17 protein-coding genes are annotated in these 26,533 nt (G+C 49.7%); 3 read left to right on the top strand and 14 right to left on the bottom strand.

Features of this window, described 5'->3' with window-relative positions:
• Positions 1–45: 45 nt before the first annotated feature.
• From NG795_RS19395 to NG795_RS19375, 5 genes are all read right to left on the bottom strand, one after another.
• On the bottom strand, positions 46–4,767 hold the full coding sequence (locus NG795_RS19395) for a hybrid sensor histidine kinase/response regulator (protein ID WP_367290293.1): 4,722 nt from the start codon (positions 4,765–4,767) through the stop codon (positions 46–48).
• Between the two features lie 588 nt (positions 4,768–5,355).
• On the bottom strand, positions 5,356–8,571 hold the full coding sequence (locus NG795_RS19390) for a methyl-accepting chemotaxis protein (RefSeq protein WP_367290292.1): 3,216 nt from the start codon (positions 8,569–8,571) through the stop codon (positions 5,356–5,358).
• Between the two features lie 588 nt (positions 8,572–9,159).
• Positions 9,160–9,708, bottom strand: coding sequence for a chemotaxis protein CheW (locus tag NG795_RS19385; protein ID WP_367290291.1), 549 nt, complete (start codon positions 9,706–9,708; stop codon positions 9,160–9,162).
• Between the two features lie 13 nt (positions 9,709–9,721).
• The gene (locus NG795_RS19380) at positions 9,722–10,087 is read right to left on the bottom strand and encodes a response regulator transcription factor (protein ID WP_254566766.1); all 366 of its coding nucleotides are present in this window, start codon (positions 10,085–10,087) and stop codon (positions 9,722–9,724) included.
• Between the two features lie 706 nt (positions 10,088–10,793).
• Positions 10,794–12,071 (bottom strand): response regulator, encoded by a 1,278-nt coding sequence (locus NG795_RS19375; protein ID WP_367290290.1) that lies wholly within the window; start codon positions 12,069–12,071, stop codon positions 10,794–10,796.
• A 1,021-nt stretch (positions 12,072–13,092) separates the two neighbouring features.
• On the opposite strand from NG795_RS19375, the gene NG795_RS19370 reads away from it, so the two are divergent.
• Entirely contained in the window at positions 13,093–13,254 is a 162-nt protein-coding gene (locus tag NG795_RS19370) for a hypothetical protein (protein ID WP_367290289.1), read from the top strand.
• Positions 13,255–14,410: 1,156 nt separating this feature from the next.
• Complete coding sequence (gene hmpF / locus NG795_RS19365; protein ID WP_367290288.1) at positions 14,411–16,159, top strand: pilus motility taxis protein HmpF; 1,749 nt, start codon at positions 14,411–14,413, stop codon at positions 16,157–16,159.
• A 35-nt stretch (positions 16,160–16,194) separates the two neighbouring features.
• Here hmpF and tilS read toward each other — a convergent pair whose 3' ends face one another.
• The 9 genes from tilS to cofH form a co-directional block, all read right to left on the bottom strand.
• The gene (gene tilS / locus NG795_RS19360; protein WP_367290287.1) at positions 16,195–17,211 is read right to left on the bottom strand and encodes a tRNA lysidine(34) synthetase TilS; all 1,017 of its coding nucleotides are present in this window, start codon (positions 17,209–17,211) and stop codon (positions 16,195–16,197) included.
• 26 nt (positions 17,212–17,237) lie between these two features.
• A complete protein-coding gene (locus NG795_RS19355; RefSeq protein WP_367290286.1) occupies positions 17,238–17,462 on the bottom strand; it encodes a KGK domain-containing protein in 225 nt (74 codons plus the stop codon).
• Between the two features lie 242 nt (positions 17,463–17,704).
• Complete coding sequence (locus NG795_RS19350; RefSeq protein WP_367290285.1) at positions 17,705–18,685, bottom strand: hypothetical protein; 981 nt, start codon at positions 18,683–18,685, stop codon at positions 17,705–17,707.
• A gap of 26 nt (positions 18,686–18,711) precedes the next feature.
• Positions 18,712–18,963: a hypothetical protein gene (locus NG795_RS19345; protein ID WP_367290284.1), complete on the bottom strand. Its 252-nt coding sequence runs from the start codon at positions 18,961–18,963 to the stop codon at positions 18,712–18,714.
• A 203-nt stretch (positions 18,964–19,166) separates the two neighbouring features.
• Entirely contained in the window at positions 19,167–19,463 is a 297-nt protein-coding gene (locus tag NG795_RS19340; RefSeq protein WP_367290283.1) for a KGK domain-containing protein, read from the bottom strand.
• A gap of 219 nt (positions 19,464–19,682) precedes the next feature.
• Positions 19,683–19,973 carry a KGK domain-containing protein gene (locus NG795_RS19335; RefSeq protein ID WP_367290282.1) on the bottom strand — a complete coding sequence of 97 codons (291 nt, stop codon included), beginning with the start codon at positions 19,971–19,973 and terminating at the stop codon, positions 19,683–19,685.
• A gap of 137 nt (positions 19,974–20,110) precedes the next feature.
• Positions 20,111–21,184: a c-type cytochrome biogenesis protein CcsB gene (gene ccsB / locus NG795_RS19330; protein ID WP_367290281.1), complete on the bottom strand. Its 1,074-nt coding sequence runs from the start codon at positions 21,182–21,184 to the stop codon at positions 20,111–20,113.
• A 231-nt stretch (positions 21,185–21,415) separates the two neighbouring features.
• On the bottom strand, positions 21,416–23,251 hold the full coding sequence (locus NG795_RS19325; RefSeq protein ID WP_367290280.1) for a DUF3352 domain-containing protein: 1,836 nt from the start codon (positions 23,249–23,251) through the stop codon (positions 21,416–21,418).
• Positions 23,252–23,693: 442 nt separating this feature from the next.
• Positions 23,694–24,845: a 7,8-didemethyl-8-hydroxy-5-deazariboflavin synthase subunit CofH gene (gene cofH / locus NG795_RS19320; protein ID WP_367290279.1), complete on the bottom strand. Its 1,152-nt coding sequence runs from the start codon at positions 24,843–24,845 to the stop codon at positions 23,694–23,696.
• A 673-nt stretch (positions 24,846–25,518) separates the two neighbouring features.
• Here cofH and NG795_RS19315 point away from each other — a divergent pair.
• Complete coding sequence (locus tag NG795_RS19315) at positions 25,519–26,523, top strand: glycosyltransferase (RefSeq protein WP_367290278.1); 1,005 nt, start codon at positions 25,519–25,521, stop codon at positions 26,521–26,523.
• Positions 26,524–26,533 lie beyond the last annotated feature (10 nt).

The following is a 26,533-nucleotide window of genomic DNA, read 5'->3' as shown; positions in this document are numbered from 1 at the left end:
ATCGCTCCACAGAGATCGCGCTTTTTATTACCCTAGAAACTCAGGCTAAACCCCCGCCTCCGCTTTCAGGGAGACCAGCTTTTCACCTTTAAGCATTCGTCCGGCAGCTTCCAGTAACGATTCCTCCAAATAGGGCTTCGTGAAATAGCCACTGGCTCCCATTTGAATCGCCATTTGCCGGTGTTTGTCCGCACCGCGAGAGGTGAGCATCGCGATCGGCAGGGTCGTGAGTTGCGGGTCCTTCTGCATTCGCGAGAGCAGTTCCAACCCATCCATCCGGGGCATTTCAATATCGCAGAAGACCAAATCGTAGGGAAGACCCGATCGCATTTTTTCCCAAGCTTCTTGACCATCCCGCGCCTGTTCCACCCGGTATCCGGCCTTATTAAAGGTCATGGACAACAGTTCACGCACCGTAATCGAATCATCCACAATCAGGACCGTCGGGTCGATCACCTGTGGCTCGATCTCCATCGGTGGCTGAATCGTTTTGTCCTTAGGATCCCACACCGTGTGGCCTTCTCGCCGGACACGTCCAGCCGCCAAATCGAGCAATTCTAAAACATCCGCGATCGCCACAATGCGGCCATCCCCCATCACCGTTGCCCCAGCAACGCCCACAGGCTTCGGAACAGGTCCTTCAAGCTGTTTAATCACGATTTCCTGTTCTCCTAACACCTGATCCACCTGAAGCGCCAGGAAGTTATCAGAGGAACGCAGGACCACCACAGAAATGATATCCTCTTCCGTATTCCCCACATAGATAGTACCCCCCCGTGGGATATGACGATTGTAAACCAACAGTTCGCGCAGGTGACGGAACGGCAACATCGTATCCCGCCAGGGAATAAACGTCTGACCATTTTCCTTGGTTTGAATCCGATCGCGGGGGACATCAATCATATCTTCCACCCCATCCATCGGGAACGCAATCCGGGCGCGATCGCTAATACAGCACAGGGCCTTAGAAATACTCAAAGTCAGGGGCAACCGAATCGTAAAAGTCGTCCCCTTACCCATCGTCGAATCAATCGTCACCACCCCACGAATGGCGCTCAAGCAGGTCCGAACCACATCCATCCCCACCCCGCGACCGGACAAATCATCGGCTTGATCCTTGGTACTAAATCCGGGCATAAACAGTAAATCATAGACATCCAAGCGAGTCATGCTATTCGACACTTCCGGCGAAATTAGCCCCCGTTGTAATGCCTTGGCTTTTACCTTTTCCGAATCAATCCCCGCGCCATCATCAGAGACCGAAATCACCGTTTGGTTCCCTTGGTGGAAAGCCCGGACTACAATCCGACCCACCGGAGGTTTACCCTTTTTCCGGCGCTCCTCGGGAGTTTCCACCCCGTGAGCCAGAGCATTGTTGACCAAATGGGTCATGGGATCTGTGAGTTGCTCCAGAATCATCTTATCGATCAGGGTTTCGCGACCCTCAACCTGAAGCTCGACCTGTTTGCCAAACTTAATCGCATTATCCCGGACCCCACGGGGTAGGCGATCGGCAGTTTGAGCAAAAGGCACCATGCGCGATCGCGTCAGTCCCTCTTGTAACTGAGTCGTCACCTGGCGCAGTTGCCGGGTCACCTGTTCAGTTTCATCCACCAAAAATTCAATATCCGAAGCCGATTCCCGGACTCGAACAATCAATTCCAAAATATCTTGGGACAGACTATGGAACGGCGTGAACCGATCCATTTCCAAGGCACTCCAATCGGAACCGTTATTGCCGTGGTCCTTATGGCTATTACTATTCCCTACCATAAAGTGGTAGTTTTGTCGCGAAGCCAGCAGGGAAATCTCCAGGAGCGAGCGCTCGTACAAATCCTGCATCCGCTGCCCGACATCCGTCAGTTGAGAAACCTGATGCAGCAAATTATCCAAAAACTGCCGCATCCGTTCCTGATTCTGCTCGATGCTATTGCGATTAACAACCAGTTCCCCCACCAGATTACTCAGGTTGTCTAATTGTCGCACCGGGACCCGCATCGTCTGCTCAAAGCTCCCTCGCCTGGGGGCGATTCGGCCCGCCGGTTGCGATCCCGTATCACTCACCACCAGGTCCTCCAGCTCGCCCCACCCCGCATCCGCCGGAGCGGGAGCCTTTCCGGGTAAACCCGAGGATGAGTTTTCGGTATTTCTAGTTGCAGCCAAGGGAGGCGGAGTAGTAGAAGGGCTAGTAGTTTTCCCAGTCTGCGGACTACTCACCGGATTTAATAGGAGTTCTAACTCCTCAAAACTGGCTTTCAGCGGCCCCATTGCTAACAAGTAGTCTAATTCGGTAAAAATATCGGCCCCCTGGGTCAGTTGGGGTTCCGGAGGCAAATCAAGACGCTCTCGGATCGGTTCAGAGATGTGAACGGGCTTGGCTTCAACAGAGACAGAGGAGACGGACTGAGGCTGACCAAACAACTCGTCAAAGTCTAAATTCGCCTCTGGAGACGAAGAAAATCCAGACCCAGGAAGGGTTGCCTTAGATGGCCCTTGGGGGGGTGGGGCCGTTTGGTTGACATCGAGGTTTGGCGATCGCCCCGTCGGTTCATCGAACAGGGACTCCAAGTTTTGATAAAAATCGCTGGTGTCTTCGTTCTCTTCCGAACTCTCCGGATCCAGGTCCCAATTCCAATCTTCACCATCCAGGTTGCTCTGACTCTCCTCGAAGAGGTTGTTATCATCACCTTGGGCGAGTTCCTCCCCAAACAGTTCAGAATCTAAAGACGACTCTTCTATGAGGTCAAGATCTGCGCTCTTCGGGGACGGTTCATCATCAAACAGGCCATCCAGCGCTTCTAATACATCAGACTGAGGCTCTGAATCGGTGTCCTCAAAGTCCAACCAAAACTCGTCGGACTGACCCGAAGTCTGGGCCGGTTTTCCTGGCGTTACCGGCGCTCTCGGGGCTTGAATTGACGGAGCAGGGGCGGTGTCGAGTTCAAATAAATCCGTCAAGTCGTCTTCTGTGGCTACAGTTTCTGAGGGCTCGGAGTCGAACCAATCCAATGATTCCTCAGACGCCGTAACCCTTGAGGAGGAATCCCCCTCCTCAGTTGTCTCTCCAAACAAGTCGTCAAAATCTTCCTCATCAATGGGGATTTCAGTTGCCAGTTCCGGTTCCACCGGGGTTCCCCCAGCTTCCGTGCCACTTTCAAATCCATTGATTTCCAGCAAATCCCTAAATTCTGAATCGTCAGCTATCTCTAGGGAGAACTCCGCATCCGTTGCGGGTGGAGCAATTTCACTGACCGCATCTAGGGGTTCATCATCCCACATTTGCTCCCAATCATCGGGTTCTTTCAGTTCTTCTGTGGCGACTTCCTCAAACAACTCTCCCAAGTCATCTAGTTTTTGATTGGAGGACTTGATGGGTTCTACTGGGGAGGGATTCCGGGGATTTTCGCTGATGCTGCTATCCTCCATCTCCACAAATCCCTCAAGTCCGAACAAGTTGCCTAAATCCTCTTCGTCATTGTCCGGACTACTCATTTCCGTTCGATTGCCCGCAGGATCTTCAAATAATAAATCGTCAAAATCATCGGTAGCACCGAGCAGTTCTCCCGGGTCCGGGGGTTGAGTTTCCCGGGTTCCTTCCCCGGTATTCCCTTCTTCTACAACTTCTTCTCCTTCCCAGTTTTCATCAAAATAGGAACTCTCTCCTTCAAATAAGTCGGCTAGGGTGTTGAGTTCGGCTGCTCCTACTTCCGGGCCACTATTATAAGTGGGTTTGGCAGCCCGTTTATCTTCACCCCAGGTTGGGTTGTTTTCTGAATCATGATTTTTGGTTCTGGTAGAGTTGCGCCCTTCGGACCGTCGTTGATTGTGATCGGAGTTGGACAAGTTATTAGACATAGGATTAAATTTTGAGTCTGTATGAGTAGTTTGCGGTATGATTTTGCTAGGTGATGAAGTCTTGGGTTGTTGGGGTTGAGGCAGTAGCAATCCTTCGAGTTCTGGACTGACTGTAATCGCTTCTGCATGGCCACCGAGAACTTGTTCTCTAGCTTTTTGGATTTCTTTGATGAGAATAGGGGCAATCACCCGATAGCTATTTTCGGGATTAGCGATCGCCTTGGCTGCCTTATCAATTAAATGACACCACAATTTTAAATCGAATTGCTCTCCGGCTCGTATCCATTGGCGGCAAATTTGTTGCATCCGTTCTTGGCGATCGGGATTTTCCCCCTGCTTCAACAGATGCACCATTTCTTGCAACAGCCGAGACACGTCACTTTTAAAAATGAGTTGTTTGGCACTGTCTTCTTCTGCGCCTCTGTGCTTGGGCGGAGTCTGGAGGCGGGTGAGTTCGCCCCCCATCTGGATTCTTTTCTGGGTGCGGGTTACGAAGGCCGAGGGACTCTCTTGACCCTCCTGGACCAATTGGGCTAAATGCTGGTGAAGTTGAGCGATCGCCGGTTGGACTTCGGCACAAATCGCAGCTCCTTTGGCTTCGTCAATCGGACCGGGTACGCGGATTAATGCCACGGTGTCCTCAAGCCCCCGAAACACTCTCACAAATAGAGACGAGAGCTGGGGATCAACTTCGACTTGCACATCCTGAAGCACTTTAAATTCGTCTTCGAGTTTGTGAGCAATCTGTTGAATAGCACCCAGTTCCAGCATTCCTGCCCCCCCTTTAATCGAGTGGGCCGCCCGAAAGAGTTCCGCGAGTACAGACGGATCTTGTACCGCGATCGACAGATTTTGCAACCCTTGTTCTATTGTATTGAGGTGTTCGGTGGCCTCCTCAATAAAATAGCCCATTATTCGCTCTCGTTGTTCCGGCTGCATAGCGGGTGTCCCATTCCTATTCCTATTTGTTAAACAAGGGTCTGCTCGGCTTATTTAACGGAGTTTTATCCCCTTGAAGGGTCCGGATATTGCTGATTGGAAGCGCCTCCAACCGGGCGGAGGGGTTGTCATCCGCCGGTGACAATCTCTCCTCTGAGAGTTAAGGTCCCGGTGAAGGTCCCTCCGAAAGCATCGGTCCTTGATGGGTTTGACGGCTTGTTACCTGGAATCAATGTACCCATTCCTACTGCTTCACTGATCAAAAGGCATCGCTGTCGCCCTGAAAGACCCTCAGACCGTTGTTTTTAAACAACTGTAGAGACGCTTTAGAGCATCTCTACAATGAACAACTCAGCCCCACACCTCGGTAGAGATTCAACCCCTCGCCGGTGCTTATACCAAATCCGGTTGGTAAAAGTCGGTTTTCGCTTTGAGCCCGCGCTTCTCGGGCTTCGTCCGCTTTTTTCCCCACCCTTTCCTGACGGAACGCTCATAGAACAGTGTGTGGGTTTTTATAGACCTAGAGCAACCGAATTCCGTATTACAGGCAGATTGTAGACCCTAGCGACGCTCTCCGGTTTCCACTCGGAACCGTTCCACCGAGGTCAACAAGTCTCGCGCCACCCCCACGAGGTTTTGCAGAGAACCGGAGACCCGCTGGGCTTCTTGGGAGGTTTCCTGGGCGGTGAGTTCCACCGCTTGCATCACCTGGGCGACCGATCGCGAGGTTTGGGATTGTTCCACCGTATCTGCGGTAATGGATCGCACCAACACATCGATGCGATTGGTCACCTGAATGATATTTTCCAAGGCCCGTTTGGCTTGTTCGGCCCGCTTTGTCCCTTCAATCACCTGTTGGGTGCCTTCCTCCATTGCCACCATCACCCCGCCAGTCTCGCTCTGAATCTGCATCACGATTTGCTCGATTTCTTTGAGCGCTTTAGCGGAGCGATCGGCCAACTGACGCACTTCATCCGCAACAATCGCAAACCCTCGACCCGCTTCCCCGGCACGAGCCGCCTCAATACTGGCATTGAGCGCCAAGAGGTTGGTCCGTCCGGCGATCGTCGCAATCAAGGCCACAATTTTGGAAATTTCTTGCGTCGATTCCGCTAATCGCTTGACTTTGCGCGTGGTTTCTGCTACGGTTTCGCGGACTTCCAGAATCCCGGCCACCGTCTGTTCCACCGCCTCTCCACCTTTTTTAGCCGTTGCCGAGGCAGATTTTGCCACTTCTTCAGCCTCCCGAGCGTTATCAGCCACCCGTTGAATCAAATCCGTCATCACCTGAACAGAATTGAGGGTAGCCGCCAGTTCTTCAGCTTGTCGCAGGGCATCTGTGGATAAACTCCGGGCAAACGATTCACTATCCGTTGCTCCTTTGGTCACTTGTCGCGCCGCGAGTTTCACTTGCAGAACGATTTCCCGCAGGTTTTGAATCGTTAGATTAAAGGAGTCAGCCACTGCCCCGAGGACATCAGCGGTCACTTCTGCCTGCACCGTGAGGTCCCCTCTAGCCGCCCCTTCCACATCATCCAGCAGGCGAATCACTTGTCGTTGTAAGTCTTCCTTGGACTGTTCCTGTTCTTCGGCTTTGCGCTGGGCTTCCGAGGTGGTGGTGTAGATGATTCGCCCCATTTGGTTGAATTTAGCGGCAATCTGGCCAAATTCGTCTTCGGTATAAACCGTGGCGCGGGCGGACAGATTGCCCTGAGACATGGTATCGAATTGCGCTTGTAAATCGTCTAGGGAACGGCGAATCAACTTGGCACTAGCACTGCCCACCCCAAAACAAGTGAGAATGCTGGCCCCTCCAGCCGCTAAGGCCATCATCGGGTCCTTCAGTTGTTGGGGCCAATTGCGTTGAGTGGAAAACGTAAAAGAAACCGAAGCGGCGGCGATCGCTGAGACCCCCCCAGAAATTAATGCAATCCACAGGAATTTTTTCACCAGGGACGCATTTTCCAAAAAGCTCAAAATCCCCGGTTCTGTATTGGCAACAGCTTCTATAGGAGGATTTTCCGGTTGAGTAAACACCGGAACTTGTTCAGCACTTCCGGCGATCCGAAAAATTTCATCATCCCGAATGATCGACCCATCCGTATCTTCGCCAATATCGTAGCTATCGTCGATGTCTCGGAAGGTGGCTTTTCTGCCCATGCTGCCCATTCCGAATCCACCTGTACTCGAACCTGTCGTATCCTCCGACAGATCGAAATCGGGAATATTATCGGGAATATTGCCGAAATCATCAAAATCATCGAACTCCCCCAAAAAGTCAACCCCGTCTTCTTCAATGGGTGACGAGGTGGCAAGCCCCTGCTGAAAATCCTCGCCGTTGTCCTCCCCATCAAAGGCATTCCCCCCACTAAAGGCGTCGTCAAAATCCTCTAAATCGTAACTATCCACCCGGTTGAATCCATTCAGGGGTTCAGAAACGAAGGTCTTACTATCGTAGTCTTCATCGTCTTCTATTGCCGGTTGCGCCAGTCCTTTGGGCTGAGAGAACGGCGGCCCCGAGGCTTTGGGAATCGAGTTCAACACTTGAGTCTGTTCGAGCTGTTTGCGTCCCATTAACAGGGTTTCCTCCTCCTCAGAAGGAGAGTTAAAGTCGAAGTCTTCGTCAAGATCATAGGGAATACCTGGATCCCCCGTACCCTTTCCATTCTGATGGTGGGATTCGTCTGGGTCATCCTCGCTGAAATCATTCCCTAAATCATCAGCGGCATCGAATAGGTCAAAATCTGAATCGATCGCCGAACCATTGTTGTTGTAATAACTGGTTGCTTCGTCCTCTTCTAGGGGGTCTGAATTGGACTCGAAGTCCATATCATCTTCCGAAGCAAACGCATCTTCAAACTCCTGAAACGGCGTTGCCAAATCCATCAGGTCCAAATCGTCATGGCCCCGATCAAAGGGGGAGTGATTAGAGACCCCGATCGCCGTCTCCTCCCCGACTAAATCGGGCATTTCATCCTCTCTCGGCAAAAAGTCGGGTAACTCCGATGCCAGGGGATCTCTCCATTGGTTGTTTTGAACCTCGGAGAGCATTTCTTCGTCATCAATGGCAAAGGGGTCTTCATCCTCAATCCCTTCATACTCCTCTTCGCTGGTAAAGGGATTGAGCAGTCCGTCCTCTTCCCTGGCCGAATCGGTGCCTAAATCTCCGGACTCCAACGGCTCAAATTCCTCAAATTCCATTGATGCGAGTTCAAGATTGGGGTCCACCGGATCCAGCAGTTCCATACTCAAGTCCGATGAATCTGACCCAATCTGGTTGATGGCTAAGGCTTCATTGTAAGCCCGGTCATGCAAACCCAGGGCGGAGTCTTCTTCTTCCCAGAATTCTTCTTCATCACTCTGGACTGGGGCTTCGATCTCAAACAAGGCGGTCTCTTGTTCTGATTGAATCTGATCAAAATCCGGCTCGAAATCCTCCGTTGCGGATTGAAATTCGTTATCCGCATCATACCCATAATCCGAAGGCTGCATCCCTTCTGTAGCGTACTGATTGGCGTATTCCATGCCCTGGGACGCTCCCTCAACGAAAGCCGGGTCATCCGTCAGATTCAGCACCCCTTCATACTGACCGAGTGCCACATCATACATTTGCAAGCCATAACAATAGATGTGACCGGCTAAGAGTCGAGCACTGGGATCCTCGGGAAAGTTCGCCACTAATTGATTGACGATTCCCGCTGCTTCTTCATAATTTTTCTCGGTATAGGCCGTTAAAGCTTGTTCGTACTCCTGCTGATAGTCCGGACTTGATACCATTTGCCCCCTCCTGGCGGTGCCTACCTGGTGCGCTCTTACAATTTTTCTAGTGAAATCTTATCAAGGTTAACTAAAACTCTAGTTAGATCCATTGGATTTCTGGACTGCCTTGATGGGATTCTAGGAGACTGATATTACAAAAAAAAATGGATTTAAAGCCCCGTCCTGATTCAGACGGCTTTTAATAGGTGTGCTATAACTGAGTGTAGTGTATGGACGTAACGATAGCCTTGGACCATTTGATCTAATCGTCCATCAATGCTCAAACCTTGACTCGGGTTGTCGGGGCTGGGACTGTTGCGATCGCCAGACTCCAGTAAACAGTCCGTACCCCGAGGCCTCTGGGAACGCTTCCTACTGCTCAAGAAGACAGCGACCCTCTCGAAAAGAAGGTGATATTCCTCCTTGTGATCCGAGTCCCAGAAAGCGGAAAACGCAGGAGTGATGCTGGGAATCCGTGCCGGTGAAAGAACTCTTGCGGTTAACTTTTAGTCAGGTTGCCCCACTCCCGTGGGGTTTTCATCCACTTGATCTGGCTTTAACTCCTCTGGATGGTGAGTCCTAGGCGACCCCCCGGGTCGGGGCTATTTATGCGGCCCATCGTGCCGATCGCACGATCGCCACCTGATCCAGCAATCGCAAAATTTTCTCCTCTTCTTCTTTGACTTCTTGTTTAGATGGGATAACCCATTCCCCGCGTAAAAAAGGAGCCATACTGTCTGGAACATTCGTGGGCAGTCGGACCTGCTCTACATCAAGCCAGTCCATGCCGACGATTTGATCAACCGCTAACCCTAGTATAGTGTCTTGGTCTTCGACTGCGATCACGGGAATCTCTGGGCGATCGGTATTTAAGGTTGTAGGTTCGCCGAGAAATTGACCCAGATCCGCAACCCAAATTACCCGCCCTCGAATATTGAGGGTTCCCAACAGTAAAGATGAGACGTTGGGAATCAGGGTAATGCGATCGGGGGATTGGGAAATCACCTCGCGAATCCCCGTTGCACTCAACGCAAATTCATTGCCCGAAGGCACGAAAAAACGGAGATGTAACTCCCCTTCCGGGCTTTCTAATTCTTGAAATTCCGGTGCTTGTTCTAAGCCAATCCCCGTTAAAAAGTCAGGATTACCCACCATGATTGCCAGTCCCCTATCTTCTGAGTAGCTGTTTGACCGTTCCCACCAGTTCAGTGGGTTGGAACGGTTTGGCAATGTAAGCATCCGCGCCTTGCTTCATGCCCCAATACCGATCAAATTCTTCACCTTTTGACGAACACATGACCACTGGAACGTTTTGGGTTTTAGGATCAGCCTTGAGACGACGACAAACTTCGTAGCCATTCATCCGAGGCATCACAATATCGAGTACCACGAGATCCGGGCAAGTCTCCTGAATGCGTTCCAGGGCTTCTAAGCCATCACTTGCTACGGTAACATTCAATCCACTCTCTTTCAGTAGGGTTGAGATCATCTCCCGTTGCGTGACGCTATCTTCTACGACCAGAACTGTACTCATAACTTCCCTTCGGTGAAAAGCTCTCTAAATAGATTAACCGGACCGCCCCTATGGCGGCGTGCTTGTCTTAGCCCCACTGCCTCCAGCTTATGCAACTGGAGACATTTGAGGGATGGGTTTAACAGTGCAAGCGTCTTCAACACAGTGGGTGACAGGTAGTTTTCCTTTGAAAATTTAGAAATAAATCCTATTATATTGGCCCCAAAGCACTCAGGAAAATTAAGGCTTTCACCCCCCCACCCTCTGGTGCGGTCAATTTGGGTAACCCACTGTTGGGGGTATTCAAAGAGCCGAGGAGCTAACGGTGCGATGATCGCTCGTTCGCCCATCGGGCAGGGGTTCTGGTCCAATTAACCGAGGGGGACAAACGAGCAGCCTCCGGTTCGGGACCCTTTCTTTGAAAAGAGCGTTCGTTGGCCTGGTTTGGTGATAATGATAGTTTACCTCTTCACGCTCCCGGATCTAAACCGACTGGGATTCTGGTTTCCAAAAGTTTTTGATTTTCTAGTCCTGGGGTACAACAGTGTTAGAGTCCTGGGACAATACCCCAGATTTTTGGTCCATGTTGAGTGTTCTATGCCCAAGATTTTGTCAAAACACCGGGTTGCTACCCTAGGCGGTCCTCCCGGACTCAAGTTGATCCGGCTTTGAGCCGCGATCGCCCTGGGTGTGACTGGCCCTTGACGATGCTCATCCCTCGTTGAGACTAGAGTTCGGCTTCGATCACCTGAGCTAATACCCGGTCCGGTTCAGGAATATCGGGGTCACCAGGGCCAATATATTTTTCCACAATGGTTAAGAGTTCACTGGAACCGAAGGGTTTGGTGAGATAGTCTGTGGCTCCGACCATCCGAGCTTTGACGCGATCGATAAAGCCATCTTTGCCCGTGAGCATCACAATAGGGGTCTGGCGAAAGGCGCTGCTATGACGAAGCATCGCACAGATTTCATACCCATCCAGTTCGGGCATGGTAATATCGCACAGGATCAAGTCAGGTTTGAGGTGGAAGACTAAACTCAGGGCTTTGAGGGGATTCATCAAGGCGGTTACTTCATACCCATATTGGGCGAGGATTGCTTCCACGGTTTTACCCACGGTGATGTCATCTTCGATACAAACCACCCGGGGAATTTTAAATCCCTGATCGACATCGCATCCTTCCAACCCGTTGCCATTCAAGGATGAGTTGGGATAAAAGAGTTGGACCAATCCCAACTGAACGAAGGGATAGATGGCACGGGCGACGGTTAAGATATCGCGATTCAGGTACCGGGACATTTGGCGGAGGTTGGTGGTCCCATCTGCCCAGCGATTGAGGTTATTAAAGGTATTTTCCGGAAGGGCTTCCCGCATCTGGGCGGCATCGGAGATCACCGGGCATTGATTTGGGGATTGGATATGGGGATGAAACTGTTTCCACTCCTGGACCTGTTTGATAATTTTGGTCACGAGGGGCGCAATCTCCAGGGTGGTCAGTTGCGGCGCGAGTGCGGGACCCATTTCAAAAATAAAGGAGCCTTGGTGGAGGCTGAGTAGATCGAAGAGGGTTTCGCGAACCATGCCCTGAATGATGCTACGTCCTTGCGCTGGGGTGAGGATGTGGTTTTCGAGTAAGGCCCATAAATAGCCATATTCTAGGGCATTGGTTGCAGATATGGAGAGGTTGGTGATGCTATCTAAGGCGGATTCTGCGTTATAGCGCCGCAGGAAGTCCCGCAATCGGGATAAGCTGCTATCCGTATTGGCGGCATAAATGATTTGTCCATTGTTTAAGAACACAAACCAGGATTGGTCACAGGAGCGCGATCGCTTATCTCGGTAAGGATAGCGATATACCAAGGAGTCACGCACGTTATCGCGTCCGCCACAGGTATTGCCGGAGTTAATCCCATAAGCTTCTACAAACAGTTCTCCGGTTCGCTGTCCCAGTTCAATGAGTTGTAGAATGCTCCGAATATCGATTTCATTCAAATTTCCCTGCATGCCACTAAAATTTTCTCCTTAAAACCGTTTGAACCCGACCGTGCTGTAAGGCCCGCAGGGGTAGGGAATACACTCCTGTTCACCTGAAAGTATGGGATGCCTGAAATCCCTGTTGACTGAAAGCCTGGAACTTGGGCTGCGCTATTTCATTTATTCTGAGTTAAGCAGGCCGTTACTATCGCCAGAGCCGCCAGAATAAGGGTCTGCTTGGGGAACCCCTGAAATCAGGTGAGACTCCTGCGTTAACCCAGAAGGCTATATTGCTGTAGCCCGGTTGAACCCACACTTTTTAGAAGGGTTGAGCGCGCTTAACACAGCATCAGTGACAGATAATGACAAGCAGATTTCCCTATCATAAGGTAAGCCCAATTGCAAGATATCTGATCCAGGTAGTTGTTTTGCTCCGGTTGTGACACCTTGACAATGCCTTGACCTGGGATCTTCAAAGAAGATCAGCCTCTATTTGAGGTGCAGGGTAAGAGCAGCCCGATTAGAATTGCCACAGCTATCCTTTTACTTTACCCTCTTATTCCCCGGTATTGGAACGGTGAACACCGATTGTTATGATGCGCGAATAAGCGGGATGAGATCCTCCCCGGGCCTATTCCCACCCGAGAACTCGTCGGTTGCGACCACTCCCGGGGTTGGGGGTTGTGCAACCACTGGCTTTAAACGGTCCTGGGCCTGATACAATAGAACCAAATTTTCTTTCTCTGCCGGTACTTGGCCGATGGGAGATTCCGGGGTCTACCATTCAACCGAGTTTGACCTTATGCGATCGCTTCCCTGATAGGGTATGATACGCCTTTATAGGTTCTGACTCGTCGTTGCCATCTGTGTGTTCCAAGTTTTTAGACTTTTTCTGTTGCCAGCGGTGGGTGAAGGGTCAGCCAGAAGGTCCAGTCGGGCTTCTGGGACCACCACTCTCCCAGGCGCTGTTTGAACCCTAAAAGCGCAGACAACAGCAGATAGATCGGCTACTGACCTAGTTGGGGATCTCCACCGGAGCGATCTACATACAGTGTTCGTTCTGATTATAGGTCAACCTCTCCCCACTTGTTTGGGGCGATCGCCGAGCTTGATTGAGGCGATCGCTGATCTAAGTTCTCCCCGGTCTGGTTTACTGTTAGGGATCGGCGCAACGATCGCCCCTCGGGGATCGCCTGGGTTCGAGTCATCCTAACCCACCCAGATCATTCTAACCATTCACCGGAGGTCAAAAAACTCAGCTGTCCGTCAAACTCCACTCATCGTTGGGGTTGATCAACAGGTGAGCTTATGCTAACAAATGCTAAGATACGCTACCATTTAAGTAGGCCATAATACGACTGCACTAAACGCAGTTAACGTTTGGGGAATCTCCCCCAATAGACTGATCAGAGGTCAGCAACCCTCCCAATGGGAAGGAACGGGTGATACCCCTACCGGCTACAATGCTGAAAAAAGTCAATCATGCTGTTACCGGGTAAACACCGAATGAATACCCCCTAGTTCAGATGATCGCCTTGTTCAGCCGTTGCCAGACTCGTCTCCAAATCAGACATCTAGGTAACCCGGTTTGAAGGAGCATATCCAGGTTTCGGAGAGTTCCAACGGAATTAAATCCCCGAAAAAATCTATCCCCTTCTCACCATAACCCCCGGGGTTTCAGACAGGTTTTTAACCGATGAAAGCCACATCAAACGCACCAAAAATGCCCAAAAGCCCAGAACTTATTCCCTTGAATCCTTTTCGCAAGATTCAATTAAGCCGGTCATTGTCTGCTAACTTTGATTGTGTTCTCTACCCCCAAAAAATAAGTGGGTCAGACCCCGGGAATTTAGGCCCAACCGATATCCCTAATCTGACATTAGTTCAATTATTATTAGTCCAGATATCGGCGGATATAGCCCTAAACCGAATTATTTTAAATGCCCTCTTCCAAAGGGTTAAATCATTTCCCCCTCACATTAAAAAATTTACAGTTAAAACGACTGCGGATCTAGCACTAAAGTCGAGCCAAACAGGGTCAACAAGGAGGCACAGATTTATCAAAATGAATAGAGCAGTTGAATGGATAAAGTCGCAACCGGATTGGTTTGCAAGTTGGCTCTTAAACCCACCCAAATATATCCTGATTGTTTAGCACGATTTACCCTAAACAACAGGTAGTCTAAAAGTAGTTTTCTAACGGTTAATTCTTGCTGTTTTTGCAAGAAAAACCCGATTGTTTCTGGAATTGATACGGTGAGTTGAGGCCAGTCTTCAACTGATTAAGCGGTTAACTCAGGTTACCAAAAACGTATCAAAGTATTGGTTTAAATCAGAATTCGGCATAGAAACGGAAGAGGAAGATCGGCGTGCTTTATCTAGCAGAAGTACAAAAACAGAAAAGCGGCTTTGGCCTGGGTAGCGGTAAAGCGGAACTCAAACTACTCGCCTGTCAGCGAGGTGAACAAAGTTGGGCAGCAGTACCCGGATCGGAGACGATCCCAGCGGACGATGCCAATAATTTGAATGCGGGGACTCTGGTACTCGTCGATCTGAGTCCTAATAAACAAATTAAAGGCAATATTGAAGAGGCGGCGAATCGTCTGGTCAGTATTTTGCAGGGATTCTCCCGAGGCCAAGAAAAAATTAAAACCAAGGAAGAAGAAATTGAGCAGTGGATGCAGTCGCTGACTTACCAAAGTCAGGAACTCCAGCGCCGGGAAATGGAACTTCAAGTTCGAGAAGAAGAAATCGCTCAATTGGAGTCCCAACGCGAAGAAATTCAAGGCTCCTCGGAAGAAGCACAACGCATTCGCGATGGACTTCAAGCCAAGCAGCAGGAACTGGATGCGGCCCTGGAAAAACTCCAGTCTGAAAAACAGAGTATGGAGGCGCAACTGGCTCAATCCCAACAGTCTGTTCAGTTGGACGAGGGACTCGCCACTCACATTCAGGAATTGCTCGATTATTTGACCCAAACGATCCCGCCGACGGCCTCCTTGGGGGAACAGATTGCAGTTGTCCTAGAACAGATTTCCTCACAGCAGGCGGTTCTGGATGAACATTGGCAACGTCTGGAACAACATCGTTCCCAAGCGCAGGTAGAAGAACAAGAAGCGGAGGCTAAACAACAAGAATTAGGGCGCTTACGTCACGAGTGGGAACAAAATCAGCTCGATTTAGCGGAGGCTCACTCCCAGTTGAAACTCCTGGAAAAGACGCTTTCGATTCAGCAAAACCAGGCGAATACTCTGGATGCTCAGGTGCAAAACCAAGTGGTTTTAAGGGAACAATTGGTTCAACTTTCGGAGATGTTTGAACAGGTGGCTGTTGTTCCCAAGGTGGATATAGAAGCCCTGGAACGGATGCCCCTTGAAGAACTGCAAGGGTTGGCACAAAATCTCCAGCACGATTTGGATAAAATTTTTCAATTTGTGAATGGTCAAGAAGAGGAGTTGAAGTTACAGCGGGAGACGATTCAAGAGCTAGAGCGACAGTTGGCGAGTGCGAATGACTCCGATCGCTGGAATATTCAGCGCAATTTAACCGATGAGCAGGAAGCTTATCAAATGTTAGACCAAACCTTGGTGGGTCAGCGCCGAAACCTCCGGGAACGTCAAGAAACCTTGACTCACCACCAAGCGGTTTTGGCTCGTCGTCAAGGTCATGGGGATGCGACGCCGATTAAACAAGCTCAACCTCTGGATCCGGTGTTGGCACAAATTGACCAACAGAAACAAAGCTGGGATGAGCAACTGGCTCAGATTAAACAGGAGATTGAGCAAACTGGACAGTCTCTCGAAGCGGTTCAGGGTCAGGTGAGCGATCGCGCCAATCAAATGGATGGGAAACGGCAGGCGATCGAGCAATTCGAGGCACAGTTGGCTCAACTGCGTTCTAGCGCGGCTCAATTGCGGGGTCGAGTCACTAATTATGAGGAGATGTTGCAGCCACTGCAAGATAAGCTCAATGAACTCAAGGCTAAATTGGAAGAAGTTAGCAGCTTGTTAACTCAGGTCCAGGAGACTGAGGGTCATCAACAGCAGGCAGTCACCCAGTTGCGGGACCTCCTCACGGGGTTAATTACTTCCCAGTCGCCTGAGTTGGCCGCATCATAGCATCCGCAAGGGAGGGGGTGCTCTGAGCAGTCCCTTCATCTCCCCTGGGTTGTCAGGATGATCCAATCTCCCTCTACCCGGGCGATCGCCCCTCCGGGAAAGGGATCGGTTTGAGTTTTGTTCGGGGCCTCAATTAAAGCCGTCATTTTCTCTACTTGCTCGTAATTCGGCGCTTTCGGTAACTGTTGCTGCAACAGTTGCCGCAGGGCACGGCGCTGGAGGGCCAGGGGTGCAGTCCCCAAAATGCGTCGATTGATTTTCTGGGTAATTCCGGCCAATTCCCCCTTGACAACTGGCTCACTTTGTGATAAAGATTGCTCTAACAATTCCCTAGCTTGGGTTTCTAAATACTCCACCTCAGCGCGTAAGAGTTCCGCAGTTTGTGCGAGATGTTGCTCTACACCGGGGTTAAACTGTTGAGTGAGGTAAGGGAGCAACTCTTGACGAATGCGGTTACGGGAATAAGTGATATCAAGATTAGTGGAGTCCTCCCATATCGTAATCTCTCGATGGTGACAAAACCGGCCAGTTTCTTCGCGGCTCACTTCCAGGAGGGGACGCACCAGGCGGAGGGTGGGAGTGAGGTGCCGGTCCCAGGAAAGGGCTTGTAATCCATCGGCACCGGTGCCCCGCATTAAGTTAAACAGGAGAGTTTCTGCCCGATCGCTCTGGGTGTGACCCGTGACGAGGGTGGGATAGCCTTCGGATTCGGCGATCGCGCTTAAGGCATGATAGCGCCATTCTCGCGCACCGGCTTCCGTGTGGGGGACTTCGGTGCCCGCAGTTTGGAGGAAAAAGGGTAACTGCCACTGCTTTGTGAGAGTTTCCACATATTTGGCATTGGGAGTGGAATCACTACGCCACTGATGATCACAATGGGCGATCGCCAGATGCCAATTCCATTTAGGTTGTAAATCTAACAGCAATTGAGCTAAACAGAGGGAGTCTTGTCCACCGGAAACGGCGATTAAGATGCGATCGGCTGGTGACAATAACCCGCGCTGTCGCAAAGTTCGATGGAGTTTGACATGGAGAGGCGTCCATTGAGTCATAGGTGATTGAGCATCGGTTGTTTATCCTAACTGTCCATTCTCCGAATTTCATCCAGGGGAGAATCTGGTTCTGTGGGGCGATCGGGATAAAATTCTATATGGATTTTCATTTTTCCAGTTTGCCATCCTTTTCCAGGTTGGAGAACTTTACATTCCCACCCATTGAGAAAAAAGTTTTTTAGGGGCTCGCCCGTTTGACGCTGCCAGTATTCAAGCAGCTTTGCCAGGGTAAAAAAATCTGGCAAACTCATTTTTCTTGGATTTGATTCTTGAGAAATTACATCACTTTCTAAATCCAAATTTACCCATTTATTCTCGATGTTTTATTTTTCAGTTGATGAAATTTGTTGATTATCTTTTCGATTTCGCGTCTGAAGCACTTATATGTTGTAGTAGTATGAACTGGAAATTGACCGACACAAAGCGTTTCCAGGAAATTGCTCATGAATACTACAAAACTGCGAGCTGATCTCCTAAGTTTTGACTTACACAATTACTTGAGAGGCTCGCGCTTGGCTTTTGCGAGCTTCTTTTTGTGGGCTTTTTCCTTTTGGCATTCATTAAAGATGTAGAGGGCCAGCACTGAAATCTCCACGGCGATCACCGCCAGCCCGATCTCATCAAGCGTTGGCTGATATGTCGGAATTTCGGTCATTCCGTCAGTGATGCTTTCCAGGTAAGCCTGATACCCCATCTCTCCCAATCCTGCGATAAAGCCGACTAGATTCGTGATAATGAAAGCGTCTATCCCATGCCTTAAGTTCGATATTCGGGGATTGAGGAGACCGAAGGGATTTTGTGACCCTTGGCGCTTCCACTCAAAGTACCGATTAGTATAAGTAACTATGAAGATAAGGGTAATGGCGGGTAGGAATGGTGAAGGCCATGAAAAAAAAAGGACCAAGCAGAGGATCAGCACGAGATTCAGTAGCAGGGTTCTGGCGATCGCGACTCCTAAAATTTTCACCATATTGCCTGGTTTACGAGATTGCTTATTTGTTGCAGCTTTTTGCTTGTGGCGCTCATTAAAGATGTAGAGCGCTACCATCAAAATTTCCATGATGATCACTGCTACCAACCCCACTTGGGTATCTGAAGGCTGATACATTTCTGGTTCGACCAGGCTATTGGTGCCGCTTTTCGTGTATCCCTGGTAAAAGCCCTCCCCCAACGCCGCAAAAGAACCAGCCAAACTTAGAATGACGAAACCCTCCACTCCGTGCCTTAGATTGGCCTTTTGAAGATTGACAAGATCTAGCAATCTTCGAGAACCCTGGCGCTTCCAGTCAATACATTGATTGATATAAGCGACCGCGAAAATGAAGATGAGGGAGTTAATGAGGGAGCCTAGGAACGGGTGGGCGGCTAAAGGTTCTAGCAAGTAGATAAATGCAGCCAGATTAAGTAGCAGAGTTCTCGCGATTGCTATTCCCAATATTTTCATTTGTCTGCCCCCAAAAATAACTAACAACATTATCACAGGCTGGGGGTACCGAATCACTACTCTTTGCTCACCGCCCAATCGAACCATAAAACCTGATATTCCTCTGGCAAATGGTCGATTCGGCAGAAGGGGTGGGAGTCGAGGTGATCGCGCACCCCTTCCCAATCCTCTGATCCGCCGGTCTCCAAATCAACCGGGGTTGATCGCTCTAATTCCTCGGGAGTCCAGGGGAGTGCGTGGAGGGTTGGATTCCAGATTTTGCCTGCTTTGATTCCGAGGGCTTCGGAAGGAGTGGAGCATTCTGGCATCAGCGAGGCAATCACCCCCTCCAATAGAGCCGCACTAGGGGGAATTACTCCCGATTTTCCTAACTTTCCTGGCTCCCACTCAATCACCAATTTGCCATTGGGGAAAATGTTTGTAATGGTCCCCTAGGCTCCTTTTACTTGGGGCCAGTTGGCAATGATGAGATCGCCGACTTTGAAGAGTCGATCCGTACTCCTGCTTGATTCTAACGGTCCATTTTCCGAATGTCATCAAGGGGAGAATCTGGTTCCGTGGGGTCATCCGGGCAAAATTCTACATTGATTCTAATTTTGCCAGTCTGCCATTCTTTCCCCGGTTGGAGGACTTTACACTCAAACCCATCAATAAAAACTTGCTCGTCCTCACTCAGTTGCTCTCGGACGTGATCAAGGATTTCAATACCCGTAAAATTGAACGGCCAATCCTCAATTTGATTTTCGGAATTGAATTTTTGAGAAATTACATCCTCTTCTGAATTCAAAATTATCCAGGTTTCATCCACTGTTTTATTCCTCCTTGTCTGACTGAACACAAAATAGTGAGGTGAGGTTGAGATAATTTTCCATGAAATAGGGTGCGTTCAGGTTGTGTAACGCACCCCATCAGTTATCTTGCTGAGTTGAGATTGGATAAGAAAATCGAGCGAATACCTGCGATATAAATAATCTTAGCCAATCCTGTATTTTTTTCCCAGCTAAGGTAAGGGAAAAAGAATTTCTAACTATTCCTGCTTCAGAGCGGAAGGTTCGGCAAAACCGCTGAGATGATTTTGAACAGGGTTACTGTCTTCTGGGCAAAATTCTAGACGCAGTTGAACTTTTCCTCGTCGCCAGTATTTGCCCGGACTTAACACTTCACATTCTAAGCCCTCGGTAAATAAACTTTCTTCTTCTAATTTCGTTTGCAGCAAGTCCATGAGTTCACTGACTTTGAACGTGCATTGAAACATTAGATTGCTGCCACTGGTAGACAGGACGTCTTCGTTTCCGAGCGCCTCAAATTGCTGATCCATTTCTATCTCCCTTGTTCTATTAATTTGACAGTTTCCCGGCTGCGGTTATGGGGTTGATATTCAGTATGTGCGTAAAGGGCGATCGCCCCGTGGGAGCGACTCCTGATGGGACCCCATAACCGCTTTGTGCTGACGGTTTAGAAAAACCAACCGTAGGAATGCAGCCCTTTACCCAAAAGATTGACCCCAAGATAACAGATCCAGACTACGACAAACCCAGCGGCGGCTAAAATTGCTGGTTTTCGTCCTTGCCAACCTCGGGTAATGCGCGCATGAAGATAGGCAGCAAAGACTAACCAGGTAATTAATGCCCAGGTTTCTTTCGGGTCCCAACTCCAGTAGGAACCCCAGGCTTCGTTTGCCCAAACTCCACCGGCAATGATTCCAATGGTGAGGAGGGGAAAGCCTAATCCAATAATCCGGTAACTGATGTTATCCAGGGTGTCGGCGAGACTGAGGCGTTGGGGAGAGAGAGATGCCTGAAGGGTTGCGGTAGCGCTTTGTGCTGAGGTGTCAACTTGTACGACATCAAGAACCGCAACGTTGCCCACGAGACCCTTGCTGTTGTTGTTGCCGGAGAATTCGGTAGCAAATTCCGGGGTGGGGGTTGGTCCTTCGACTGCCGGAATGGGGGTTCCTGCACGTTGGAGGCGGTAGCGATCGCTGCGATAGGACCCATTCCCAATGGAACTGCCGCGCAGTTCGATATTTTGACCCCGAGTCACGACTAAGAAGGCGATCGCCAGCAGGGAACCCACCATCAGGGTGGCATAACTGAGCATCATGACGCTGACGTGCATCATTAACCAGTTAGATTTCAATGCCGGGACCAGGGGTGCGGATTGCTGCATTTCCCCAGGTAAAGTGAGGGCAGCAAATGCCGTAATCGCCATTGCCACTGGGGCAGTCGCCACCCCAACTAACCGACTGCGGCTCATATTTTCCGCAATGAGATGAATCGTGGTAATTCCCCAGACGAGGAAAAATAGGGATTCATAAAGGTTGCTTAAGGGAAAATATCCCGCTTCGATCCATCTGGCACCAAGAAGGGTGGCGATGCAGAGATTGGCGATCGCCATGCCACTGGTCCCCAAGGGCCACAAAGCGGGAATTCCCGGAAATGCTGCACCTATCCAATACAACAACATGGTGATGAATAGGACGCAGAAGGATGTATTGTCTAGCCAATTCTGAAGGCTACTGAGGTCCACAAGCATTCTCCCATCGGTTTAGATTGAGACATTCTAGTTATCTCCATCCTAACCATTCTTGGGGCGGCTCAAACCTGTGAATTTGGCACCGGAGTTTTCAGAGGCGATCGCATTGGGGGATTTTTGGGCTGGAAAAAACCCACACCCTCAAGGGTGGGGGTTTTTATAGACTTTGACAACCGGATTCCGAGGAAATCCCCCCGTAACCGCGATCGCCCCTGCCAGTCTCTATTACTCGGGGTTACTCGGAGTCTCTACCTCTGGAGTGGGTTGTGCTTCAGGGGTAGGAGATGGGGTTGCCGGTTGTGCGCCGGGAAGGGTGGCAGGGGGGAGAGGTTCGGGTCTACTCCCCGTTTTTTTCATCGCTACAAACACTTGATAACGAGTGGTGCGTTGGTTTTCAATTGCCGCAGTCACCCCGATCGCCCGCATCGCATTAATGGCAATTTGTTGTTGGGGAGGCAGTTGCAACCATGCCGGAGTATTGGTATTGAGTGTGCGTTCCATATCCATGAAAAAATGGCCGTTGTTAGGAGTAAGTTCTAACGGGACCACACTTTGGAATTGCTGACTCATCGCCAGGGGAGTTTGCGGTTTGGGGATAATCCTCTCAGCAACGGGGGCCAAAATGCTGATAAAGGCTACATTGCCATCTAACCAGCCGTGGTTCACGCTTACGGAACCATTTTGTGCCGTCCATTTGACTATAGGCTGTTCGCCAATCTGGACAGGTTCAACTTTAAAGTTATATTGTTCACTCATGACCTGATCGAGCTTAGAGAGAGTCGCCTCCCCCGCACGGCGATCGCTGGCTTGGACCATTAATACCACCCCCACGGGAAAAAACGAGGTATTGTTTTCTGGCGGTGGCAGCATCGCCAGGGAAAATTCCCCCTGCATCCAGGGGAGTAAGTCTTTTTCTAAATCTAGGGTCGTGGTATTTCGGATCGCCGTTTGCAACCATTGGGGATCAATCGGTGACAGGGGATTGGTTGCCACTCCTTGGCTATAATCTTGCCAGACGCGCTGTAAATTGCCTCCCGACATCATCATTAAGGTGTCCGCAGGGAGGCGCGTTGTCATGGTTTTGCCATTATTTTCGACAGCATATTTGCGTTCGCTATCGGGTTTGAGCCATGCGACGGTATCAAAGGCAATGCCTTCGGGTTGGAGGGTGATACTGGTGGCGAATCCTTGGTTTTGTTGCTGCTGGGCAATTTCTTCGGGAACGGCGCGATCGGAGTTTAACGAGGCAACGGCAGCAGCGACGGGGACGTTCACATAAAAACGGCCAAAGGGTCGGGAGGTTTCGATTTTTTGCCATGCGGCGATCGCACCGGGTGCATCAACGATGGAGGGTTCGCCGAGGAAGGTGTCGATCGCGCGGTTGATGGTTTCGCTATCCTTGGCGATCGCTAAATAGCGCCCATCGATAACGGTGACTGAAAAGCGATTCTCATCCGCCACCCCTTGAGTTTCCTTAATTTCTATATTTTTGTAAGTCCGAGGGACCCATCTGCCGCCTTGTGGAGGTTGGGCGGATTCTAGTATTTGCTTAGCGCGATTGGGATTGGCGATCGGTAACACCATCAGGAGAGACTGGCGACCCGAAAATGCTGCGGGAGAGGGCACGATTTCGTTATCTTCTCCAGAGGCATTCACCGGGAAGGGGGGTAAAAACCCCAGGGTAACTTCGGACCCTACCCAAGGTTGAATGTCTTGTTCATACTGGAATCCATTGGCGGTGAGGTAGCGATCGCGCAACTGCACCAGGTAGTTATCCAGCAACTGTTGGCTTTCCGGGGTCCCCAATTCGCGCATTCTTTGCCACTGTCCCGCATCGGTAGTCAGGGAAAGGGTCATCAACGCATCTTCAGGGATCAGTTCGGCACCCACTGGAATCTCAGGTAAAGGCCGTTTTTGGGCGATCGCCCAAAATGCCGTAATTGCTCCACCGAGTAACAGGACCGCCGCAACAGCGGCGATCCCGATGGAAACTTTTTGTTTCTCCAGTTTGAATTTTGGGGTCTCTTTAGTGTCTTGGATCTCAGAGTTAGTCTCAGACATGATGTTACCGAGCGTCAGGAGTGCAATTGACAATTTAACGTAAACTGTTACTTTCTTTCGGGTATCCTCCCCCAATTCTCAAAAATCAGGGATCCGCCCACAGGCACACCCCCGTTGGTGGGGAGTCCCGGAACCAACTGTAGGAAGAATCAAAGGGAGGGAATACCCAGGTTTTTTGAGTAGCAATTTCAGGGACTATTTTACATCCCTGGGGTGAATCCGTAGGACAGGGGTACAGTATTCGATAAAAGGGACAAAAAACTCGGTTTCACCCCCCACAGAAAGCGGCAAATTGCTCCGGATTTTATCAAAAAACTTGGTATTTTTCCCAATGCTGTACTGGCCCAGTAGACGGAAGTAGAGTGAAAATCAGTTCCGCTTAGTTTCATCGAATTTAGCCTAAACCGGATGATTTTCTGTTGATTCGGGCAATCAGATTTTTTTAAGGGCAAATGGGGGCAGTTATGGGGTAATAAAGGGTATGTCTTTGTTGGTATGGGCGGTTAATTGAGGTAATCGCCGATCGCAGGGTTTCGGGTTCCATACAGCTGCCCCCTTTCGCACCTGCCATTGTCGTAATATGTTCTTCCATTAAGGTGCCGCCAATATCATTGCATCCCCAGTTGAGGGCTTTTGTTGCTCCCTCTAATCCCAGTTTTACCCAACTCGGTTGATGATTGGAAATCCAGTTGCCGAGGAAGATTCGGGAAACCGCAGTTAGGAGCAAGGTATTAGCTAGAATGGGTTGATCTCGACCGACGCGACGGCGTAAGGGTGCCGGGGCTTGTTCTCCCACAAAGGGGAGTAAAATAAATTCGGTAATTTGGGCGGGATAGTGGCGATCGCAGGCAGTTTGTTGAAGTGCTCTCAATTTTTCCAAATGGTCGATTTGTTGCTGCGGTGTTTCAATATGTCCACACAACATCGTGCTAGTCGTAGGTAATCCTAAGCGATGGGCGGTACTGACAATTTCTAGCCAAGTTTCGGTATTAATTTTTTCCGGGCAAATAATATTTCGGATGCGATCGTCCAAGACTTCCGCAGCAGTTCCCGGCATGGAACCCACTCCCGCCTCTTGCAACCTGGCGATCGTTTCCTCATAACTTATTTGGTCTTCCCGGGCAATAAACTGGACTTCTTGGGGAGAAAAAGCGTGCAAATGTAAATCCGGAAATTCATCTTTAATTGTCCTCACTAGCTTCAAATAATAAGGCAAAGATTTTCCATCAATTTTAGCCTCCAAATGCAAACCGCCCTGCATACAAATTTCCGTTGCTCCCCGTTGCACCGCATCGGTGGTTTTTTCCAGAATTTTTCCCCAATCCAGCCAAAAGGCTCCCTCTTCATCCGCATCCCGGCGAAAAGCACAGAAACTACAATGTTGCTCGCAAATGTTGGTAAAGTTAATATTTCTGTTAATCACATAAGTGACCGAATTACCCGATTGTTTTTGCCGGAGTTCATCCGCAACCTGGGCAATCGTCGCCACCTGTTCCGGGTCGGTTTCCTGGAGTAAGATTGCCGCTTCTGCTGGAGAAATATCGGTTCCCGCTAAAGCACGGGATAGAATAGCATCAACAGTTTTTAAAGTCATGGAATTAAGGTGGATTAACAAACATGGATATTAGAAGTTCAGGCTTTAAAAGTATTGCCTAATTACTTAAAAATGCAGTCCCCAGAAGGGGGAGTTTTTCAATTCAATTAATACTTTGTAATAACCGTCACTAGGTAGGGGATTAATTGGCATTCAAGGTAGAATTGCCCTGTCAAAATTTTACGCAAGATTTCCTAAAGTATCCAGCCAGTTTTATCATAGAGCGAACCTTAATCCTTCTGGCAATGGATCCCAGACTGATAATCGGGTAGTGGGAGCCAGAAAGCTTGCTTTCTCTAGGTCAAATTCATTTAGACTGGCTCTATTCCCAGGACAAAACATTGAGGGTTTGCCTAGATTGACTGCTTTGAGGGCAGTGGGTTGTGAAAAAATAGTTTTTAACCTTTACTGGAGCGTCGTCCTCGGGAAGAGTAGCCAGACTCCAGTGGAGGGTAAAATTTTGATCCGGGTAAACTGGGAGGAGAGGTTCCCAAAACATGACATGATGAAATCAGAATAAAATTACCGATCCTTTCAAAAACCCCAGCAAGGCGTCATAATAGATACTTGCTCCTTGGGGTTCGATATTCCTGTAATCCAGATTGATTCCACTTGCTCATCGATTTTACCCCGAAGGGAAAATCCAACTATTGAGTTTGATTATTACAGATAAATGGAAATTTCACCCGCTTTGCACCCTTCCCGCATCGAACCGGCGCTTTCCCCCCTAGATGTATCCGTCGTTGTCCCGATTCACAACGAGGTGGAGAGTCTGCCGCACCTGATCAGTGCGATCGCCCAGGCCCTGAGTGATGCCCAACTTAATTATGAACTGATCTGCGTGGATGATGGCTCCACCGATGGCTCCACCGCAGTCCTCAAGCAAGAAGCGCAAAAGCGAAATGACCTAGTAGCGGTGATTTTGCGCCGCAATTATGGGCAATCGGCGGCAATGGCGGCGGGATTTAAGTCGGCGCGATCGCCGATTATCGTCACCTTGGATGGGGATTTGCAAAATGACCCCGCCGATATTCCCGAACTGCTAATGAAGTTAAATGAGGGATATGATCTCGTCAGCGGGTGGCGTAAAAATCGTCAAGATGCTGCCCTCACTCGCTTGCTTCCTTCTAAAATTGCCAATGCCATCATCGGCAGGGTAACCGGGGTCAAATTGCACGATTACGGCTGTTCTTTAAAAGCATACCGCACGGAAATTGTGGCGGATATGAATCTGTACGGTGAATTGCATCGGTTTTTACCCGCCTTGGCATTTATTGAAGGGGCGAGAATTATCGAAATTCCAGTCCGTCACCATGCGCGGCGCTATGGTAAAAGCAAGTACGGATTAGGCCGAACGATTCGGGTCTTGATGGATTTATTGACCGTTTTCTTTATGAAAAAATTTCTCACCCGTCCTATGCACGTTTTTGGCGGGTTTGGGATTATGTCTATGGTCTTGGGTTTTGGATTGGGATTGTATTTAACGATTCTCAAACTCGGATTTGGGGCAAGTATTGGCGATCGCCCCTTACTGATTTTGGCCGTGGTCCTGCTTTTGGCAGGGGTGCAATTGTTTAGTTTTGGCCTCTTGGCTGAGTTATTGATGCGAACCTATCATGAATCGCAGCAACGACCGATTTATCGAATTCGTGAAGTCATCGAACCCGGGCCCCGATAACAGATTGCTC

This window comes from Laspinema palackyanum D2c, from assembly GCF_025370875.1.
In the GTDB taxonomy this organism is placed as follows: domain Bacteria; phylum Cyanobacteriota; class Cyanobacteriia; order Cyanobacteriales; family Laspinemataceae; genus Laspinema; species Laspinema palackyanum.
The sequence above is the reverse complement of the archived record's forward strand: the minus strand, read 5'-3'. Positions and strand labels throughout refer to the sequence as shown.

Bases quoted from the DNA above. Each gene is read 5' to 3' on its own strand.
- NG795_RS19385 (WP_367290291.1), bottom strand. From the start codon at position 9,708: ATGGTGGGTAATCCTGACTTTTTAACGGGGATTGGCTTAGAACAAGCA.
- NG795_RS19390 (WP_367290292.1), bottom strand. From the start codon at position 8,571: ATGGTATCAAGTCCGGACTATCAGCAGGAGTACGAACAAGCTTTAACG.
- NG795_RS19345 (WP_367290284.1), bottom strand. From the start codon at position 18,963: ATGCCAGAATGCTCCACTCCTTCCGAAGCCCTCGGAATCAAAGCAGGC.
- NG795_RS19395 (WP_367290293.1), bottom strand. From the start codon at position 4,767: ATGGGCTATTTTATTGAGGAGGCCACCGAACACCTCAATACAATAGAA.
- NG795_RS19335 (WP_367290282.1), bottom strand. From the start codon at position 19,973: ATGGATCAGCAATTTGAGGCGCTCGGAAACGAAGACGTCCTGTCTACC.
- NG795_RS19315 (WP_367290278.1), top strand. From the start codon at position 25,519: ATGGAAATTTCACCCGCTTTGCACCCTTCCCGCATCGAACCGGCGCTT.
- NG795_RS19355 (WP_367290286.1), bottom strand. From the start codon at position 17,462: ATGAGTTTGCCAGATTTTTTTACCCTGGCAAAGCTGCTTGAATACTGG.
- NG795_RS19350 (WP_367290285.1), bottom strand. From the start codon at position 18,685: ATGTTGTTAGTTATTTTTGGGGGCAGACAAATGAAAATATTGGGAATA.
- NG795_RS19325 (WP_367290280.1), bottom strand. From the start codon at position 23,251: ATGTCTGAGACTAACTCTGAGATCCAAGACACTAAAGAGACCCCAAAA.
- NG795_RS19380 (WP_254566766.1), bottom strand. From the start codon at position 10,087: ATGAGTACAGTTCTGGTCGTAGAAGATAGCGTCACGCAACGGGAGATG.
- tilS (WP_367290287.1), bottom strand. From the start codon at position 17,211: ATGACTCAATGGACGCCTCTCCATGTCAAACTCCATCGAACTTTGCGA.
- cofH (WP_367290279.1), bottom strand. From the start codon at position 24,845: ATGACTTTAAAAACTGTTGATGCTATTCTATCCCGTGCTTTAGCGGGA.
- NG795_RS19375 (WP_367290290.1), bottom strand. From the start codon at position 12,071: ATGCAGGGAAATTTGAATGAAATCGATATTCGGAGCATTCTACAACTC.